Origin of the sequence: Paralcaligenes ureilyticus, from assembly GCF_004346225.1 — a bacterium.
GTDB lineage: Bacteria > Pseudomonadota > Gammaproteobacteria > Burkholderiales > Burkholderiaceae_B > Paralcaligenes > Paralcaligenes ureilyticus.
On the sequence record NZ_SMAJ01000001.1, the window covers coordinates 35,211 to 52,599 of the forward strand.

The following is a 17,389-nucleotide window of genomic DNA, read 5'->3' on the forward strand; positions in this document are numbered from 1 at the left end:
CCCGCTGATTTACGCACCCAGATGGGTGCGCATTACACTCTGCGCATTATGTAATGCGCAATGCGCATTGAGCAATACGTATCCCGGGAGCACAACGAGCGACGTTCAGACGCCCCACCCTGCTGCTCGGTGCCACAAGCCCTGAACCAATAACACGCCACAACTCAGGGAGGCATCTCGTGCACAGCAACCACCAAGCCAAGCCCTTACCTTCCCGCGTATACGAAAGGTACGGGGTAAGAGTCTATTCCACCGGTTACAAGCGTCCCGGTGGTTCATGGGCCTTTCGCCTAAGCTGCGACATTGCCGACCAACAAGAAATTGCCGCTCTCCGAGAAGAAGCAACTTATCGTACTACAGAAGACCAACAAGACTGCCTTCATAGTAAAACTTTCACTGCCGTTGCAAAGCAACGGCTCAACTGGCACACGAATCTGCCACAGCAGCTCCGCAGAAAAGCGGGCCGATAGTACATTGGCAGAAAATGAAAAAGAGGTAGCCCAAGCCCAGCTTAATCGAACCTTTGGCAAAAGAAGGATCACAGTCCTGACCAAAGTTGACGCATATGCCTATCTATGTGACTCCCAAAGCAAGGGACGCTCCGCGAAGGGCAACAAAGAAATCGCATTAGCTAGACTCATCCTTGAGCATGCAGTCACGCTTGCCATTTCGAACCTCCCTCGTTTTCAGTATTGATATGATACTAAATATGCAATTAGAGACTAATGTAGGTGTGGAGGCGGTAGATCTGTAGAAACGGCATCAGTAGGTTTCTTCGAAAAATTCGGATTCACGCTGCACAACACACATTTTTTGGGGCTGCGGGTGAAAGTGCCTATGGACGAAGGCATCTTTCGGTCAATTGCCGTCGTCTATTGGCATTGACCTTGCAGCAAGCAAATCCCTGGCATGTCGCCATTAGCAGGCTGCGAGTCGCTAGCCTTTGCAGCACAAATAGGTGAGGAAGGGCACGTGAAAACTACATGCACCCGTGGGGGATCAGCGAAAATACGATCCACCACACTCTTTTAGAAGGAAATATATATGGCTGGTCTTCCATACGTTACTGCCACTGGCAATATAGAGCGCGCACTATTGGCTATCAAGAATGCCGCGACGCCACCGACAGTCAGCCAGGATTTTGTTAAGACGATCCTGGGCATTCCTGGCGGCTCGGGATCCCAAATGACCTCGTTCTTGCGAAAGATTGGGTTCGTTGGTCAGGATGGCAAGCCAACGGTGATCTACACGCGATTTCGCAGCACCGATTCCGAGACATCCGGTGCTGCAGTGGCAGATGCGCTGAGGTTCGGCTATGCGCCGCTATACGCACGAAACGAGTACATGCACTCGCTGTCTGACGACAAGCTCAAGGGCTTAATCATCGAAGAAACGGGGGCAGGAGGCGACTCAAACGTGGCAAGTATGGTGTTGAACTGCATCAAGTCGCTCAAGAAGCATGCGATTTTTGCATCAAAGGGAGCAATAGTTGTTGAACTCGACCCAGGCAAAGATAAACTGTTGAAATCCGAGTCAGGAAACGGAAGCGGCGAAAGCGAAAATGGTCGTAGTGGCGAAAACAGCCAACTTCCACGAAGCACTGAAGGAGTCGGCTTGAATCTCGCATACACCATCAACCTAAACTTGCCGGCCACATCTGACATCGCTGTTTTCAATGCCATCTTTAAGAGCCTCAAAGAAAACCTTCTGAAATCGTCGAATGGATAAGATGGAGAACCACCTTCGTTCGTTTGGAATGTCTGGCTACCTTGTCACGGAGGAATTGCGGGCGCTTGAGAGACAGTTCAGCATTGAACTTGGACATGTGCCACCGACCGCCGTCGAGAGTCCTGTGGACTACTATCCTCAGTTCGAGCATGAGGTTCGCGCAGAAGCCGCTGAGATGGCGCGACACTTCGAGGTCTTCTATTGTCTTGAACGTTCAATTCGTGGTCTGATCACCGAAATCTTGAAAGACGCTGATGGTGCGACCTGGTGGGATAGCGGCAAAGTTCCTGCCAATATTGTGAGCAGCGTGAAGGATCGCCAGCAGCGGGAATTGGATAGTGGAATGACTCGGCGTTCTGATGCAGCCATTGATTACACAACGTTCGGAGAACTGTCGGTAATAATTAATGCCAATTGGGCGCTCTTTACTACCGTGTTCAACAGTCAAAAGGCGGTTGAAAAAGTAATGAATAGCCTGAATATGTTGCGTGGCCCTATTGCGCACTGTTGTCCAATCACCGAAGACGAAGTTCTGCGTCTGCGGCTGGCGGTTAAGGACTGGTTCCGCCTGCTAAGCTGATCGGTAATAATCCGATCCTTGCAAACTCTAATTTAGGCCGCCAAGCAGGTTGACTATCCAATCACCTCAAGAGCGAACCTCATCGGCTAAGTGGCAACCTGCCACCTCCGAAGATAGTTGTGAGATGGGTATCAGCCCTTGTGCCTCGGCCTAGGCGGCTGCTCGGTCTTGGTGAAGACTTCGATCTCATGCGCGTAAAGGCTTAGCATCCAGGGCGTTGACTGAGAGTGACGGGTGACGATCAGCCCGGCCCGGAACTCCAGCGCAAGGCGGTGTGGCTGAGCGGCCATGGAGTTATCAAAAACGTAGGCTCTGTCGGCGAGTATGACGGCTTGGCGAATGAGTTGCTGATTTCGCTCATAGCGCCCCCGGATCTTGTCCTCAGGGACTGGGTGCCCGCCCTGCGAAACGCGATGGGCGACGCGAAGCACCGACAGAGTTGGGCTCTGGACGTTAACGTGATAGACAACCACGCGGTAGCCCGTTGCCTGCGCCTGCTGCAGCAATTCGAGTTTAGAGGGGTGAGAGAAGGTCGACTCTGTAATGAAGCTCTGGTTTGCGGCCATGAGTGCTTCGCGCCGTGCGTCGGCCAGATGCTGCCCCATGCGGGTTTCCTCCATGGTCTGCGCAGCATGCCCGAAATATCGCATTGCAAGCTCGTCGGCGTTGATGAACTCTAGACTGCGGTAGCGGTCTTGCAACTCATTGCGGTAGAGGGTAGATTTCCCTGCCCCATTTGGGCCGGCGAGGACGATAAGGGCTGGCGGGCCAATTTCTGCGGCCAGGATCACTTGGTCGCCACCCGTCCTTCGTTGGGGTCTTCAAGAACTTCAACGCCGCCCCCGGGTAGTGTGCGAATCAAACGGCCCTGCTCGTCGTAGCCAACAGCACCGCCCGCATCGCGCAAGGCTTTCATGTCCTGGAGGGACCTTGCCGATGGGATAGCCAAGGCGTTGCCCAGGCTTTCCTCGAAGGCCATCAGTTCATTGTGAGAAAGCAGTCGGACATCGAGTTGGCCGTTGAGCGCAGCCCGCACCCGATCTATGTCGAATCCCGGAACGGACTCGACGGCTTGGCCCAGGCGAACCCAGTATTCGATCTGGCCGCTGATGGTGCGATTGAAGATATCGGCATCGCGCCGGGCCTGGGCGACGATGGTGTCCGACAGCCGAATAGAAGAGGTTGTGGTCATGATGCACTCCAAAAAATGGGTTACTTCAGTGTCTGTGGTTATATTACCACTTTATGCCACTCACGCCGACATACTCTCCTGGCTTAAACATCAGGCTGGCTATCAAACAAAAATGGAAACTCGGCTGCACTTCCTTGCTTTAGCTTAGCGAAGAGCTTGTGCGCATTTTGTGGTGTCCCCTCTTCGTGTGTAGCCAAGTCCAAATAGTAGTTTTGATCGTTGTGCACTCCGAAGACAATCCAATCACCAGTTAGCCCGTACATGGTTCGGTCTGAGTACCCTTCCATAATTAGCCGGTCAACCAATACCTTGGGCCAGATATCAGGATCGTCACCATAATCGCGTGCGACCTCCTCTATCAGAGCATCAAGATCCTTGTTCCCGTTCCCACCAAGATTCCAACGTATTCCAATATTTTTTACTATGTGACGCGCCGACGAAAAGTGCTTGTGCCAGAACGGTATAAGTGCCCCTCTATGGAATGGCTTCGCATCTTTGGTTTTGCTCAAAGGCCTGATGCCCTCCAGATGATCAAGCTCATCCAATATCGCCCAAACATCTAAGCCAGTATCAGCGGCACCAAGTAAACGGAACGCGAGCACAATACTGACCCGTCCAGCATACGGTTTCCCTCTAACTGCCTCAGTCTTTAACTTGGCCACCTGATCCGCACTCAAGCTTAGATTCCGAATCATCGCACCACCTCCTCCTTTTACAAACTGCCTCGAAAGTCCCAAACTGGACCGATGCATGCTAATCATTCGACCGCATATCCGAACTCTGCGGGTTAGCGCTGGACTGGCGCTTTGAGCACTCCAGGTACGGCAGATCAACGAACAAGGCATCTCCTGGAAGGCAGGGAAGATCAGGCGCAGTGATGTACCCATTGTTGGCCTGATACATTGGAGCGCCGAGCTTAAAGCTACTATCGATGAGGCTCTTTCCTTGCCAGGTCCAAACCCATCGCCGGAGTGCTTTGTGTTCGGCACCTGCACCGGGGAACGGTACACGAAAGGCGGCAGGAAAATAATGCTGCACAAGCTCATGATGAGATGAAAGCGCAAGCGCTTGCAGACGAAGAGAATGTGCCCTTCTAGCGCTTTTCCTTTCAAGACTGTCGCCTCAAGGTGATCACCGACAAGCTAGCCTCAGGCCATGATGATGTACTGGGTGCAACGCTTCACTCTTCAGAACGAATGATTCGAGAGGTGTATGACCGTATGCGGGTACGTGAAGCAATCCCCGCCAAGTAGCGGGAAAATTGATCTCCTAACTGTCGCTTTCGGCCAGGTCCAGACTGCCATCCGACACCGTCTACTGTCACCAGTTGCCCAAAGGGAATTTCGCGCCTACACTAGGTAAGTTACCAATAGAAACAAACACATGGATCGAGACGCAACTCCGGCCCTCTCGCCATACGTCTAACTGCTCGGCCATGTTCGAAGCACGAGCAACGGTTACGGAAAGGTACAACAGCGATAATGTTCCTGTCCTTCCTGACGCTTTCAATAATTTAAGCCTGATGCTCGGTTAGGCCATTCACACGAAGGGAACCCCAGGTGAGACAGGATTTCACAGCAGATTGGGCATTTGCAACTCATGGAGCAATCGAACAGCTCGTCCGAAATAATTTTCCGCAAGACCTCCGATCATGGCCATTGCTCCAAACCTTTGACTTTGAAGCGTACTCTTTACCGGAAAACTATATGGTTCTGATTCTGAAAGATAAGTTATCAGGAATCGTTACGGGTCCGGGTAACTGGACAGACTTTCCATATACAGACATTCCTACCTTGCCTCCCAGGGCCTCGGATATTGAATTATGGCAGTTCTATCTTAGGAAAAAGTTCGCGCTGCGGGAGGAGGATTTCCCATTTCTTATTCCAGTTAGAGACTGCGGAAAAAGCGATCCAAAACAGGACTTCAAATTATTCTCTGCTGAGGAACAGTTGTTTTGGCACAAGCAAATATCCTACGTCATTTCCCGCTACAAAGTACATCGAGAGAGCATGATGAAGCCAGCGCCAATACAACACACGAGCATTACGTACAATTTGACCGGCACAGGTGCTCGAATAAACGTTAATTCTACTGATCACTCAGTCAATAACATTAGCAATGAAATTTCTAATGTTTTTGCGCAGGTACGAGATGCCGTCGCACAGATACCCGACGATTCAGCAAAAGAAGAAATCCAGCAGATCGTTAACAAAATGGAGCATGCGCACGGTTCGAATGACTTCTTGCAGAAATATCAAGCGTTCGTGACTGCCGCTGCAGATCACATAACTATTCTCGGCCCAGTCATTCCCGCACTGTCAGCCCTTCTAGGGTAACCCATCGGCTTACAGAACAACGCCTCCCGCAAATTTCCTCGGAGCTAAGCCTAGCCTCCTTACTGAGCAACGGATCACTAAGGGGCGTTTCCGGCCTGACAGTATTTGTCATACTCAAGGCGGGATTTACACGCATTGCGCATCGCATCTGAACCCTCCCCTTCCTGGCATTGATCGATGTACCTGCAATACGAGCACGACATTGATACACTCCTTTGCATTGTTGATACCGGAACGGCATCACTAAATATAGATTAGATTACGCGATCATATGACACATCACCCGGACCTAGACCTATTAGCAGGAAAGCTATTCCAAGTTTTCTCTCGAACTGAATACGCGCTGAAGGCTGCGGGATACAACAAGGGTAACGGGCCTGCGCAGGCCAACTGGCGAGAATTCGCCTTAGCTGTCGAGGATCTTATAGCCTCACCCGCAACTAAAGAACTACAAGAGGCCATTGAATTTCTCTTCACCGAACCGCCTAAGAAACAAATGATTGTCAACGAGAGAATTCAATGGGTAGCCTCAGAACCAGAAACCAGCTCCCGAGCCGATTGTCTTCTTACTTACGTCCGTCGCGTACGCAATAATCTTTTTCATGGCGGAAAATTCAATGGACATTGGTTCGCACCGGTACGTAGCAAGGCGCTATTGCATCACAGCCTGACCATTCTCACTGCTTGCGTGGGATCTGTACCTAAGGTACGCGAAGCCTACTATGGATAGCAAAAAAGCAGTCGAGCTGGGCGGGAAAATTATGCAGCTTCAGGCCCTAATGATTGCGTATGCCACCGACGGGAGAACCCCCGATCAACCACGCTTATATCGGAATCAGTATGCGGAAGTGTCAATTGAACTTGAAGATACCAAGTACGCCAACCCAAACCCTCATAAATCTCTAGAAGTCTTTTACTCATTCTGCAAGTTGCAGGAAATGAAAACCTATGCAAGTCGCCGGGTTTACGTTGAAGAGTTATACACCGACGTATTGCTTGACCTTAAACGTATTCAACTGCATGCACCATCTTCGAAGAACTGGAGGAAAGCAAACGAAGCTCTATCAGACGAGCTGACACCAATTCGGGCTCAATGGCTGAAAGCGAAGAACTTCATCTACTCTGCAACGCCAGACTTTGAAAACTCGATAAAGGAGTCTATAAATGCCGTCGAGTCATGCTTGATGGTATTGCTTAAAGAGCCTAACGGAACACTAGGCAAACTCATCAAACAGGCAAGCCTTGATCCAGATATCGAGCGCCTCGTAAGTCAAGCATATGGGGCAACTAGCAATAAGGCTTTTGTTCGGCATGGCGGCACCGTGATATCTGACCTGACACAAGCTGAAGCTGAGTTCTTCCTAGAGTTTGCGGCAACGTCCATTGTCTACATCACACGAAAACTTAAACGTTAGTATCCCATCTTCGCCATTTCTTAGAATGGACGGAATCATTGTTGACGAAAGTAATCTGCCCTTTTACATTTGTGTCTGGGAGAGGTTGGGCACCAAAGTTATCCTAGAAACCTTTGGAATAAAACTCCGCAAAACCGCATGAAATCGACATGTTTTTGAGGATTTTGGGAATACAAAATCGCTGGAAAACCGCATAAACATTGACTTCGATAACAGGCCTGTCACGCCGGGGGTCGCGGGTTCGAGTCCCGGCCGCTCCGCCAAAACTCCCCTACACATCAGCTAGTTACGTGATTAAGACAGACGGATGGTATAGTCTGTCTGGCTCACCTGACTGCACTAAAACTGCACTAGCTTTACAGGCCGGTAATCCCTGCTAGCGCCCCGTTCCCGTATCCACTACTTCCCTCACTATGAGCAGCCGGGAGATTGCGGAGCTTACGGGGAAGCTGCATAAGAACATAATTGCTGAGCGAGCTTGGCCGTAACTGGGCTGACTTTTCAGCTCAGTACACGGACCCCACTGGCCGCAGCCTTCCATGCTTCAACCTACCCCGCCGTGAGGTAGAGATTCTCGTAACCGGCTACACGCGCATGGGAATTTCTTTCGTGTTTCCGTGCGGACATCTGTTTAAGCGGGTTCCGGCATATCTAGAACGGTAGCCGTTAGCCGCGCAGTTCGAGCGAGTTGTAGCCCAGCCAGCAGGCCCACGCCCTCACAGATTCTTAGCCCACTAATTAGGTATGGGACTGAAGACGAGCCTGAGCGAATCTGTTCTTTCGCCACCCGCCATCCCTTCTAACATCTTATTCCAACTGATCAAGCGCCTGCTGAACGAGCGTACGACTGCACCATTCGCGCCTACGCCCTGGCCCAGTGACGGCCGTTCAAGACGACAAAACTGAATTTTGATCCCCCTTTCGGTCAATGCTTGCCATCGCTTATCCGCCCAACAGTTTTGTAACCATTAAATTGAGGTTGCTCCGTGTGACTTCTCATGTCGTTTCATTACAATGTACAAATCTTACAAATGGGAGGGCAAACATGGAAGACAGCACTAACCACGCAAAGTTCTGCTTTGCGGATGGTCGAATTGAACTCGAAGGTTCCGAGGGTTTTGTGGCTGCACAGATTATCAAACTCGAATCGCTTTTATCAAAGCTAGTAGAACAACTTTGCAAAAGCGGTACGCCGCCTGATGGAGGCGTCGAGGGAGCAAGTGAGTCCCCAGCCTCGATCAATGGAAAGCACACAGGCTCAACCAGCTCCGTCTCCGACGGCAAATTCGTTTCGTATGCCAATGTCTTCGCGTTGGCCGACAATAAAACTCAGATCATCAAGGACGTGCCTGGTACGACTAAAGCGAAGAAGGCGGTTGACGTCGCGATGCTTCTGGCGTTTGGCAACGAACTGCGAGGGATCAAACCGACCAGTATGGATGAGATACGCGCTAACTGCACAACCCACGTCTGCCTTGACTCATCAAACTTCGCAGCGCACATGAAAAGCTCAGCCGCACGGCAGGTCTACACAATATCTGGTAAAGGTGTTTCGCAAACCATTACTCTTACCCAGCCTGGAAAAGTAAAAGCAAAAGAACTTGCTGATTTGCTCAATAAATGACAATCGACACTGCACTCAAGGCCAAATATCCGACAGATGTTTGCGACGCACTGCTCGAAGCATATAAGGAAATTGAGAGGAGCTTTTCGCTTCAAAAATGGAAGGTGACGGAGTTAGATGCGGGCCATTTTGTAGAGGCGTCTCGGCGCTTAATTGAACAAGAACTTTTTGGCACCCATGTGCCGATTGGAAAGAGTCTGCCAAATTTCAATGATGCAGAACTTAGGCGGTATGAGAACGCGACTGGCGATGAATCGCTGCGGATGTTGATTCCGCGAATTCTGAAGTCGATTTACAATGTTAGAAACAAGCGTGGTATTGGTCACCTCGGGACTATCTCAGCAAACGAGATGGATTCGACCCTAATCCTCTATAACGTTAAATGGGTCTTAGCGGAATTCGTCCGCCTAACCACCGGTGCGAATCCTAATGCAACTCAACACATGATCGACGCTATTGTGGAGCGGCGCGTCGGTGTTCTTTGGAAGCATGAAGGGATTACGCGAATTCTCGAAGAAAGGATGCAAGCTAAGGATCAGATTCTGGTCTTGTTGTTCGATTCGAGCCCTCTAGCCGAAGCGGATCTACAGAGGGTCATTGAATATAAGCACACCGCTAACTTTAGGAAGATTCTTAGGCGGCTTCACATATCGCGATATATTGATTGGACGTCGGGCGGACAGGCCTTCATCACGCCGAAGGGTGCGGCCGCCGCCGAAGCCGTGATCTTGAAATATCGGCCGGAGTAGATTTCGATTACTTTTCACAACTAAGCCGTCCAGCACAGTTCGCTGCGCACCAAGATTCTTCTTTCCACAGCACCATAGAGCTTTCGGTATTCTCGTCGGTAATGGTTAGCAATTCCAGCTTAACCGAGCTTCGCCAATAAATGGTTCACGTCCAGATGTGTGTACCTGTTTAGCATGACTAACGATTTATGCCCGGTTATGCGGGCTACTTCCAGCACATTAAGCCCTTTCTCGAATAGTCTGCTTGTGGCCTCACACCAATGACACCAGCAGGCGTTTCACGCACCCAGGCCGGAACACCGTGGATTCGTTCGTGGTGAGATTGGTTGCGGCGGCAGGAGTCGGACCTGCCACCTCCGGCTTATGAGACCGCCGCGCTACCATTGCGCTACGCCGCAATTGACCTGTATTCACACGACTGACGACTGGCTGCTACAGGCATTTAAGGCGCGCCCTCTGGAAGGTTCCTGCGGCGACCGATTACCACGTCCAGTTACGACCAATCGCCGTGTGTGAAAATCAATTCCACCAGGCGATCAACCCTGGTGGCCAGCAGGTATTACCCCGCTGGACTTCCACCGGACTAAAGCCGGAAAATGCGTCAAATATACAAAAACCCGCCGTTTTTAAGGGGCGGGTATAGGGTGGTGTGAAGGAGCGCTATTCGCACCGTTGGTTCCCAGCCAAGTAAAAGCCAGCAGTTGCAAACGGCCCAGGCCCGATCCTGTAACGATCCTGAAGAGTTGCAGCCACGCCGGGCTAGGCCGCGTAAAATGAACTGCCCGTCTCTACCGTGCCGGTCCGTTTGTCGCAAATGAACACTCGAATTCACTTTTGAGGTAAAAGGGGGCGCTATGGAAAAGACCTGGGTTTTAATAGCAAATGCTGCGCGTGCAAAATGCTTTGAGCGCCATGGACCCGATCATTCCCTTACCGAATTGATCGATTTTGTGCACCCACACGTCCCGCTTTCTGAGAAGGCCGGGAAAGGCGATCTGACCAGTGCTGCTGGCAAAGGGCATGGTCGTACTGCACATGCAGGCACGCAGTTTGAGCCGCACACAGAGGCGCACGCAAAAGAGCGGGCGATTTTTTCCCGCCAGATCGCTGATTACATGAATGATGGCGTGGCTAAGCAACGCTGCTCTTCATTAGTATTGATCGCTACCGGCCCAATGCTTGGCGAGCTCAGGTCTCGTTTGAGCGGTGTCTCGGAAAAGTTAGTGCGCACCAGCGTCGTAAGCGATCTGACCATTTACGTGGGGCCTGAATTGAAAAGGCGTGTTGATAGCGCCCTACAGTTGCCCGCTTAAACGACGCCAAAGAATGAACTGAGATTCAAGCCGCCTGCAACGCAATCCAGGCAGACGACATGTATACTTATTTATTCCGGCTCGAGACCCGCCGCTTGCACAACTTTTTTCCAGCGGATGGCTTCGTCGGCAACCAGTTTTCCGTATGCAGAGCCCGATTCCGGCATGATATCGGCGCCCTGGCCTTGCAACCGCTTGATCAAGGCCGGGTCTTTCATGGCAGCTGCCACCGCGACTTCCAATTTCTTCAAGACATCCGCGGGCGTTCCGGCGGGAGCATGCAGCCCGACCCAGCCAAATACCGTCGCTTTCGGGTAACCCAGTTCGGCCACCGTGGGCACCTCGGGCAGCACGGACACACGCTTGGGGCTGGTGACTGCAAGAGCGTGCAATTTTCCCGATACTACCTGCGGGAGAGCGGATGGCAACGACGGAGTGGCAATCTGTGCTTGGCCGGCGACGGCGGCCAGTATGGCCGGCGCTGCTCCCTTGTAAGGCACGTGAGTCCATTGCAAGCCCGTTTCCAGGCGTAACGCCTCACCGGCAAGATGCAGCGGCGAGCCTATGCCGCCCGAACTGAAATTGAGTTTGCCGGGTTCCTTTTTAGTCAGAGCGATCAGGTCGGACAATGAATTCACCTTCAACGCGGGCGTGACCACCAGGAGATGGGGCACCGTAACGAATAACGATACCGCCTCCAGATCCTTTAACGGATTTATCTGCATGTTCTTGTACAGGCTGGGTGCGGTTGCCAGGCTGGCATCGCTGACCAGCAGGGTGTACCCATCCGGCGCGGCACGGGCCACATACGTCATGGCAATCCGGCCTCCTGCGCCGGCCTTGTTCTCCACCACGATCGACCCCCCTAGCTCCTTGGACACGGCTTGCGCGATATTACGCGCCACCACATCGGTGGTTCCACCGGGAGGATAGGGTACTACCCATGTGATCGGCCTTTCCGGGTAAGCCGCAGCCTGGACTGCCGTCTCGGGCACGCATACTGCAAAAGCAAACAACGCCGCGCACGGCAGCCATTTTGCAAACTTGTTCATATCCTGTCTCCCAATATTATTTCGTTGCCGGCGGGCCGGCCCGATACTTCGTAAAGCAACTTGTAAATACCGAAGCCTTCTTCACTCCAGCCCAGCCCGGCAAGCGCCGCCGTCGATAAAAGTGCTGCGCGCAGCGGCAGAATCTCGGCCTCGCGCGTGGCTTCGATCAGCAACACATAATCAGCGGACCGGTCCTGCTGCCCAACCGCACGCACCGAATCCATGCGTGCCCGCACTTCAGGCGCTGCCTCCATCCAGTGAACACCCACGATACCGTGCCGGCGCAGCAGCGCAGGTACCTGTTCATCCATAGCCGCGACAAGCCCGGCCGGATTCGCGCTTGCAGCCTTCAGCCGCCAGCTGGCCACCACAGCACCCAGGCCCCTTCCCACGCTGGCCCTCACCCGGAAGGTGTTGCGTACGACATTGGAAAATCCGGCACGAATACGCTGCGACTGAGCGCTGATTTTCCCGACCAGGCTTAGATAGCCTTCGCTTGCCAAAGCGTCGGGTGTCGATGCCTCGAACAAGGAGAAATAGGCCGGCTCCCCTTCAACCGCCTGGTAACGCCGGGCTCGCAGATAGCCGCCGGTGTCGACCCGGTCAGGTAAATGCTCATCCACATACCACCCGTCCGTTTCGCGGTCGAGCTGGGCTGCAACATCCAACCAAAGCGCCAGTGCGCCAGACCCCATCAATGCACTCATTTCGTCTCCCTTCACGGCTTCCAGCCTGAACTCACTCGGCCTCGATGCCGGCCCCTTTTATAACGCCCGACCAACGATCGAAGTCGCTCCGTATAAGAGCGGCGAACGCCTGCGGTGTCATGCTCATCGTCTCGGCGCCGACCGCAGCCAATCTTTTCTTTATATCGGGATCCGCTACGGCCTGCACAAGCGCACGATGCAGGCGATCGACCACAGCGGCCGGAGTACCGGCCGGCGCCAGCACACCGTTCCATGTCGTCACGACCATGCCCGGCATACCGGCCTCTTTGGCTGTGGGTACATCAGGCAATGCCGGTGAGCGGCGCTCGCCGGTGACCGCCAGGGCTTGGAGTTTGCCGCCCCTGATCAGATTGATCGCCGACGGCAAGGTGGCGTACATCGCATCGACCTGGCCGCCGATCAGGCCGATCAACGCCGGGCCACCCCCCTTATAAGGAACATGCAGAATATTGATCTTGGCCAGCGACTTGAAGATTTCCGCCGTCAGATGATTCGTACTGCCGACACCGGATGAAGCAAAGGACAGGCTTTTTTTCCGGGCCTGCGCCAGGCTGGTGAGCTCGGCGAACGACTTGACGGGTGTCGCGGAGCCCACGACCAGCACATTGGGAAATTCCGCTACCGGCATGATCGGCGCGAACGATTTTACCGGGCTGTACGGCAAGGACTTATACAAAGTGGGACTCATCGCGATTTCATTCGTCGTACCAAACAGCAGCGTATAGCCGTCTGGCTGAGAGTTGGCAACAAATGCCGCGCCTATCGTCCCGGTAGCGCCCCCGCGGTTATCGACGATGACCGGCTGCCCCAGTTCCTTGCTGATTTTTTCAGCAATCGGACGAGCGATCAGATCGGCGACGCCCCCGGGAGGGAAAGGCACAACCAAATGGATAGGCCTGGTCGGATAGGCCGCCTGCGCCGAGCAAACCAGCGGAGCCAGGAGCAGCGCCCCTAGCAAGGCCGAGTTGCATAAACCGCGCCTGAAGAGAGTTTGAAACATGGATGCCTCCTATCGCAATATGCGTTTTACGTTTTATGTTCAATCAAAAGGAAATAGAATCGGCCGACTATGGCGCCGCCAGCAATTCGGTCAAGTCACGCAGGTCGGCACAGTCCTCCATGCTGTCGACTGCGTCATGCAGCGCCTGCGCGCGGCGTCGGGAAAGAACCGGCGCCGCGTAGCCGTAAAACTTGTCGGCCAACTCGCCGGCATCCAGGGGAAATCTGGGATGGCCGGGTGGATAAGGGCAGCGATGTCTACGCACCGTGCCATCGTGCATATGTATATCCACGGCTCCGCCGGCGGCCTGCGGCCACAAATCATTCAAGGCAGAGTCCTCTGTCAGTTCCGTCTTTGCGAGCAATTCGCGCACGGTTGCATCGGCCAGTTTTGACGGTGAGAATTGCGCCTCGCCGCACTCACCGTCCAGCAGCGCGATAACCGTGCAATAGTAAAAACTGTGCTGGGCGCTTTCGATGCTGCCGGGGTATCGGCGGCCAGGATGCGCCGAGGGTGTAGCCAGGGCGAAACCGGGCAGGTGCACGACTATTTTTTCGATATCGGCCGGCCGAGGAACAGCGGCGCGATGCAGTTCGATCGCCGCGCGTATCGGCGCCAATGCGGTAGCGACCGCCGGATACGGCTTGACACTGGTTTCCAGTAAATAATACCGGCCGCCTGAAACCGGTGCGGTCAGCGCCTTGAAGTCCACACAGCCGGCCACGCTGGCCGCCCAGCCGTTCGTGCCTTCCATCAAGGGCAGCGGCCCCGTCACGCCAACACCGGCCAACAACGCAGCCTCGACCCCGGCCTTGGCGACCCAAGCTTCGACTGTCGCCTTGATCATGGAAACCGCGCCGCTTTGCAACTGCGCGAGCGTGTTCTGATGGGTGCCCGCTATAGCCATGGCGTGCGCTGTGCGCAAAGGGTCGTCCCAGCTGAGTCGCGCAGCCAATGCGGCCGTGGAGAATTGCGCATTAGTGCCATGGTGCCAGCCGCGCTTCCATAGCGAGGGTTCTCCGGCAAAATTGCACAGGCGCATATGCACTTCGTACGCCGCCACCAGCGCAGCCAGAAGATCTTTGCCGCTGCATCGTTCGCGTTCACCCACCGCCAACGCCACCGCGAGGTTTCCGCTGGGATGCGCGGGATCCCGAGCGAAGTAATAATCGTTGCTGTCCAGATAGCGCAACAAACTGCCATTGACGAAAGTGGCCAACGCCGCCGACGTTTTTTCGCCCGTTCCAATCAGCGTGGATTGCGGCGAACCTCCACAATCGATTGCCACGCGGCGGACCGCGATCCCGAGATCGCTGTGCAAACCTCCGTAGGCGCAGCCGAGCGTATCCAGGATCAACGCCTTCGCAGCCTTTATCACGCCCGCGGGCAACTCGTCGTAGCGCACCGAATGCACCAGCCCAGCCAAGCTTCCCAGCACGGTGGCCGCACCGGACTCAGGTTTGGTGGGCGGGACATTCATGGTCGTCAAAATGCGAAACGGCTAGAACCGCCATCGACTGGAATGACTGTGCCGGTGACATAAGCGGCCAGGGGCGATGCCAGGAAAACCGCCAGTGCGGCAATTTCCTCGGGTTCGCCAAAACGGCCCGCGGGGATTTCAGCCTGCGCATATTCACGTTCACTTTCCGGCGTGGGGTAGCGCCGCAATATTTGTTCTGTACGGATGCGTCCAGGCTGCAGACAATTCATGGTAATGCCATCTGCGGCAACTTCCCGCGACAGGCCCTTGGACCACACGTGCACTGCCGCCTTGGCGGTGAACGCTGCGTTCAGCATGCGAGGCTCCGACGTACCGGTGAACGTGACCACCCTGCCCCATTTTTGTTGACGCATGGCAGGGATGATCGCGTGGGTCAGTTCCCGAATACGGAAGAAATTGAGCGTCATGCCTTCCATCCACTGTTCGCGAGCGGCATCGAATGGCACAGGGCGACTCGCGCCCGCTGCATTCATGAGAATATCCACATGGCCTAACAGCCGCTGGGCTTGCGCGGCCACCCGCTCGGGAGCGTCTTCGTCATAGAAATCCGCTTCCAGCGCGGTGATCTTGCCACGGCCCTGCGTGGCGACTTCAGCCGCGAGCTTTTCCACCAATCCTTTGCGCCGCGCCACTCCCACCACATTGGCGCCCGCCAGGGCCAGCATACGCGCCGTCGCCCGCCCTATACCCTGGCTGGCACCAGTGACCAACGCCGTGCGTCCTGCAAAGTCCAATTCCATATCAGATTCCCTTGTTGTAATGACGCGCCGGCACGTTTGTACCGCCCCGGCACCGCTACTGTATATTTTGCTATTTTTCTCATTCAATGAGACAATAGTTCATTCAATGATAATTATTGACGCGTCAGCCTGGTTTGTCAATGCTGGGAAATGACGGCTGCATGGCCAGCCCCTACAATTCGCGGGGCTTTACCCAAGAGAGCGCAGGCGGTGATGAAAGAAACAGGCAAGATCAGTTCAAGTGCGGCGAGCATGGCACCGCACGGCTTAGGAAGCGATGTGAAAGAAACCAGCACAGTCAAACGAATATTGTTATTGCTGCAGTGCCTGGTGGATTATCCGGAGGAAACCGCCCAAAGCCTGGCACAGCGCCTGAATTTGCCGCGCAGTTCAGTTCATAGGTTATTGGCTACGCTGTGCACTAATGAATTTGCGCGTCACGAGTCGACCGGGGGGTTCGGCCCAGGCCTGGAGCTGTACCGGATGGCGAGCAAACTCGGCACGCGGATGTCGTATCGCAAGCTTGCCGAGTCTTATCTGCAGGAACTCTCGGCACAGTTTCACGAGACCTCGATCCTGACGCTGCTGGAACGTCAGCAACTGAAAATGTTCCACGCCGCCAACGGTTCGCCAACCGATCCAATGCGCTATAACATCCGGCTCAACGCCCTGGAACCTCTGGTATGGGGAGCAACGGCACGAGTGCTGCTGGCGCACTTGAGTAACGAGGAAATCAACCGGGCCATAGCCAAAAAAGAACCTTCGCCCGTGCAGGGCCTGATCCCGGATGAAGCCGAGATAAATGAATCGCTACAGCGTATTCGTATAGACGGCTATGCCATTACCCACTCACACCGCACCCCCAATACAGTGGGTGTCGCGGCGCCGTTTTTCAACGGCGCGGGAGAAGTCGTCGGTAGCCTGGGCTTTCTGATCCCCGAGTTCCGCTGGACCGGAACCCACCCGGACAACGTCGTCCAGGCCTTGCTGCACGCCGCCGCCGCGCTATCGCGGCAATTAGGATACTCGCAGAAATAGGTACTGGGTCAACCCACATGGGATTTCCGGGCTAGGGCATTTCGGTTGACGTGTTTACGGAACTGAACGCGTTTTGTGTCGCTCTTTTTTGAGCCGTTCTGGGTGGAGGTCGTTCTATTAACACGCCGCAGGGCGAGGGGTGGGTCGAGGAAGTCTACGGGCAACGTGACAGAGGCAAGCTGCGGACAACACGACAGAGACAGGCTGCCGGCAAGTGAGTTCCTGGCATGCCGTAACGCGAGCCGTCTATGGGGGCCGGGGCGGGGCCGGCGTAAGGCGTGCGCCGGATGCTGACGAAGGGAAGGCGGGGGCTGTCGGCGGGCCATGTTTGAGTGGAGCCGCGACAGCGGCGTAGCGAGTTTGGCCCGACGCCCGCCTGGACGAGGCAGATCC

General features: G+C 54.4%; 18 protein-coding genes, 1 tRNA gene and 1 pseudogene. 10 read left to right on the forward strand and 10 right to left on the reverse strand.

The annotated features are described in order from the left end of the window. Nucleotides 1-303 precede the first annotated feature (303 nt). The 3 genes from EDC26_RS00180 (at nt 304) to EDC26_RS00190 (ending at nt 2,308) form a co-directional block, all read left to right on the forward strand. Nucleotides 304-696, forward strand: a complete 393-nt coding sequence (locus EDC26_RS00180; RefSeq protein ID WP_132579258.1) for a hypothetical protein — start codon at nt 304-306, stop codon at nt 694-696. A gap of 348 nt (nt 697-1,044) precedes the next feature. Beyond that, nucleotides 1,045-1,728, forward strand: coding sequence for a DUF5343 domain-containing protein (locus EDC26_RS00185; protein ID WP_132579259.1), 684 nt, complete (start codon nt 1,045-1,047; stop codon nt 1,726-1,728). Next, nucleotides 1,721-2,308 (forward strand): Swt1 family HEPN domain-containing protein, encoded by a 588-nt coding sequence (locus EDC26_RS00190; RefSeq protein ID WP_132579260.1) that lies wholly within the window; start codon nt 1,721-1,723, stop codon nt 2,306-2,308. Before EDC26_RS00185 ends, EDC26_RS00190 begins: the two co-directional genes overlap by 8 nt. A gap of 131 nt (nt 2,309-2,439) precedes the next feature. Here the strand turns inward: EDC26_RS00190 and EDC26_RS00195 are convergent, their stop codons facing one another. From EDC26_RS00195 to EDC26_RS00205, 3 genes are all read right to left on the reverse strand, one after another. Continuing rightward, nucleotides 2,440-3,099, reverse strand: a complete 660-nt coding sequence (locus EDC26_RS00195) for an ATPase (RefSeq protein WP_132579261.1) — start codon at nt 3,097-3,099, stop codon at nt 2,440-2,442. Beyond that, the gene (locus EDC26_RS00200; RefSeq protein ID WP_132579262.1) at nt 3,096-3,500 is read right to left on the reverse strand and encodes a TA system antitoxin ParD family protein; all 405 of its coding nucleotides are present in this window, start codon (nt 3,498-3,500) and stop codon (nt 3,096-3,098) included. Before EDC26_RS00200 ends, EDC26_RS00195 begins: the two co-directional genes overlap by 4 nt. 83 nt (nt 3,501-3,583) lie before the next feature. Further along, entirely contained in the window at nt 3,584-4,177 is a 594-nt protein-coding gene (locus EDC26_RS00205; protein ID WP_132579263.1) for a hypothetical protein, read from the reverse strand. An 882-nt stretch (nt 4,178-5,059) separates the two neighbouring features. Between EDC26_RS00205 and EDC26_RS00210 the strand changes: the two genes are divergently transcribed. From EDC26_RS00210 to EDC26_RS00230, 5 genes are all read left to right on the forward strand, one after another. Next, nucleotides 5,060-5,836 (forward strand): hypothetical protein, encoded by a 777-nt coding sequence (locus EDC26_RS00210; protein ID WP_132579264.1) that lies wholly within the window; start codon nt 5,060-5,062, stop codon nt 5,834-5,836. A 271-nt stretch (nt 5,837-6,107) separates the two neighbouring features. After that, complete coding sequence (locus tag EDC26_RS00215; RefSeq protein WP_132579265.1) at nt 6,108-6,566, forward strand: hypothetical protein; 459 nt, start codon at nt 6,108-6,110, stop codon at nt 6,564-6,566. Continuing rightward, the gene (locus EDC26_RS00220) at nt 6,559-7,251 is read left to right on the forward strand and encodes a hypothetical protein (RefSeq protein ID WP_132579266.1); all 693 of its coding nucleotides are present in this window, start codon (nt 6,559-6,561) and stop codon (nt 7,249-7,251) included. The genes EDC26_RS00215 and EDC26_RS00220 overlap by 8 nt, the downstream gene beginning before the upstream one ends. Before the next feature lie 1,045 nt (nt 7,252-8,296). Further along, nucleotides 8,297-8,875 (forward strand): hypothetical protein, encoded by a 579-nt coding sequence (locus EDC26_RS00225; RefSeq protein ID WP_132579267.1) that lies wholly within the window; start codon nt 8,297-8,299, stop codon nt 8,873-8,875. Then, nucleotides 8,872-9,624 carry a hypothetical protein gene (locus EDC26_RS00230; RefSeq protein ID WP_132579268.1) on the forward strand — a complete coding sequence of 251 codons (753 nt, stop codon included), beginning with the start codon at nt 8,872-8,874 and terminating at the stop codon, nt 9,622-9,624. The genes EDC26_RS00225 and EDC26_RS00230 overlap by 4 nt, the downstream gene beginning before the upstream one ends. A gap of 119 nt (nt 9,625-9,743) precedes the next feature. Here EDC26_RS00230 and EDC26_RS20265 read toward each other — a convergent pair. Together EDC26_RS20265 and EDC26_RS00240 are read right to left on the reverse strand one after the other, a co-directional pair. Further along, nucleotides 9,744-9,878 (reverse strand): annotated as a pseudogene (locus tag EDC26_RS20265) (tyrosine-type recombinase/integrase); the annotation flags it as partial. 69 nt (nt 9,879-9,947) lie between these two features. Further along, nucleotides 9,948-10,022: transfer RNA gene (locus EDC26_RS00240), tRNA-Met, on the reverse strand. A gap of 456 nt (nt 10,023-10,478) precedes the next feature. Between EDC26_RS00240 and EDC26_RS00245 the strand changes: the two genes are divergently transcribed. Beyond that, complete coding sequence (locus EDC26_RS00245) at nt 10,479-10,937, forward strand: host attachment protein (RefSeq protein ID WP_132579269.1); 459 nt, start codon at nt 10,479-10,481, stop codon at nt 10,935-10,937. 71 nt (nt 10,938-11,008) lie between these two features. Here EDC26_RS00245 and EDC26_RS00250 read toward each other — a convergent pair whose 3' ends face one another. The 5 genes from EDC26_RS00250 to EDC26_RS00270 all read right to left on the reverse strand — a co-directional run bounded on the left by EDC26_RS00250 (nt 11,009) and on the right by EDC26_RS00270 (nt 15,958). Next, the gene (locus EDC26_RS00250; protein WP_132579270.1) at nt 11,009-11,989 is read right to left on the reverse strand and encodes a Bug family tripartite tricarboxylate transporter substrate binding protein; all 981 of its coding nucleotides are present in this window, start codon (nt 11,987-11,989) and stop codon (nt 11,009-11,011) included. Beyond that, nucleotides 11,986-12,696, reverse strand: a complete 711-nt coding sequence (locus EDC26_RS00255; protein WP_132579271.1) for a hypothetical protein — start codon at nt 12,694-12,696, stop codon at nt 11,986-11,988. The genes EDC26_RS00250 and EDC26_RS00255 overlap by 4 nt, the downstream gene beginning before the upstream one ends. Nucleotides 12,697-12,727: 31 nt before the next feature. Next, nucleotides 12,728-13,717: a Bug family tripartite tricarboxylate transporter substrate binding protein gene (locus EDC26_RS00260; protein WP_132579272.1), complete on the reverse strand. Its 990-nt coding sequence runs from the start codon at nt 13,715-13,717 to the stop codon at nt 12,728-12,730. 67 nt (nt 13,718-13,784) lie between these two features. Next, nucleotides 13,785-15,197, reverse strand: a complete 1,413-nt coding sequence (locus EDC26_RS00265; protein ID WP_132579273.1) for an MmgE/PrpD family protein — start codon at nt 15,195-15,197, stop codon at nt 13,785-13,787. Nucleotides 15,198-15,202: 5 nt separating this feature from the next. Then, nucleotides 15,203-15,958, reverse strand: a complete 756-nt coding sequence (locus EDC26_RS00270; RefSeq protein WP_132579274.1) for an SDR family NAD(P)-dependent oxidoreductase — start codon at nt 15,956-15,958, stop codon at nt 15,203-15,205. A 279-nt stretch (nt 15,959-16,237) separates the two neighbouring features. Between EDC26_RS00270 and EDC26_RS00275 the strand changes: the two genes are divergently transcribed. Continuing rightward, a complete protein-coding gene (locus EDC26_RS00275; protein WP_165930858.1) occupies nt 16,238-16,996 on the forward strand; it encodes an IclR family transcriptional regulator in 759 nt (252 codons plus the stop codon). Nucleotides 16,997-17,389: the final 393 nt, after the last annotated feature.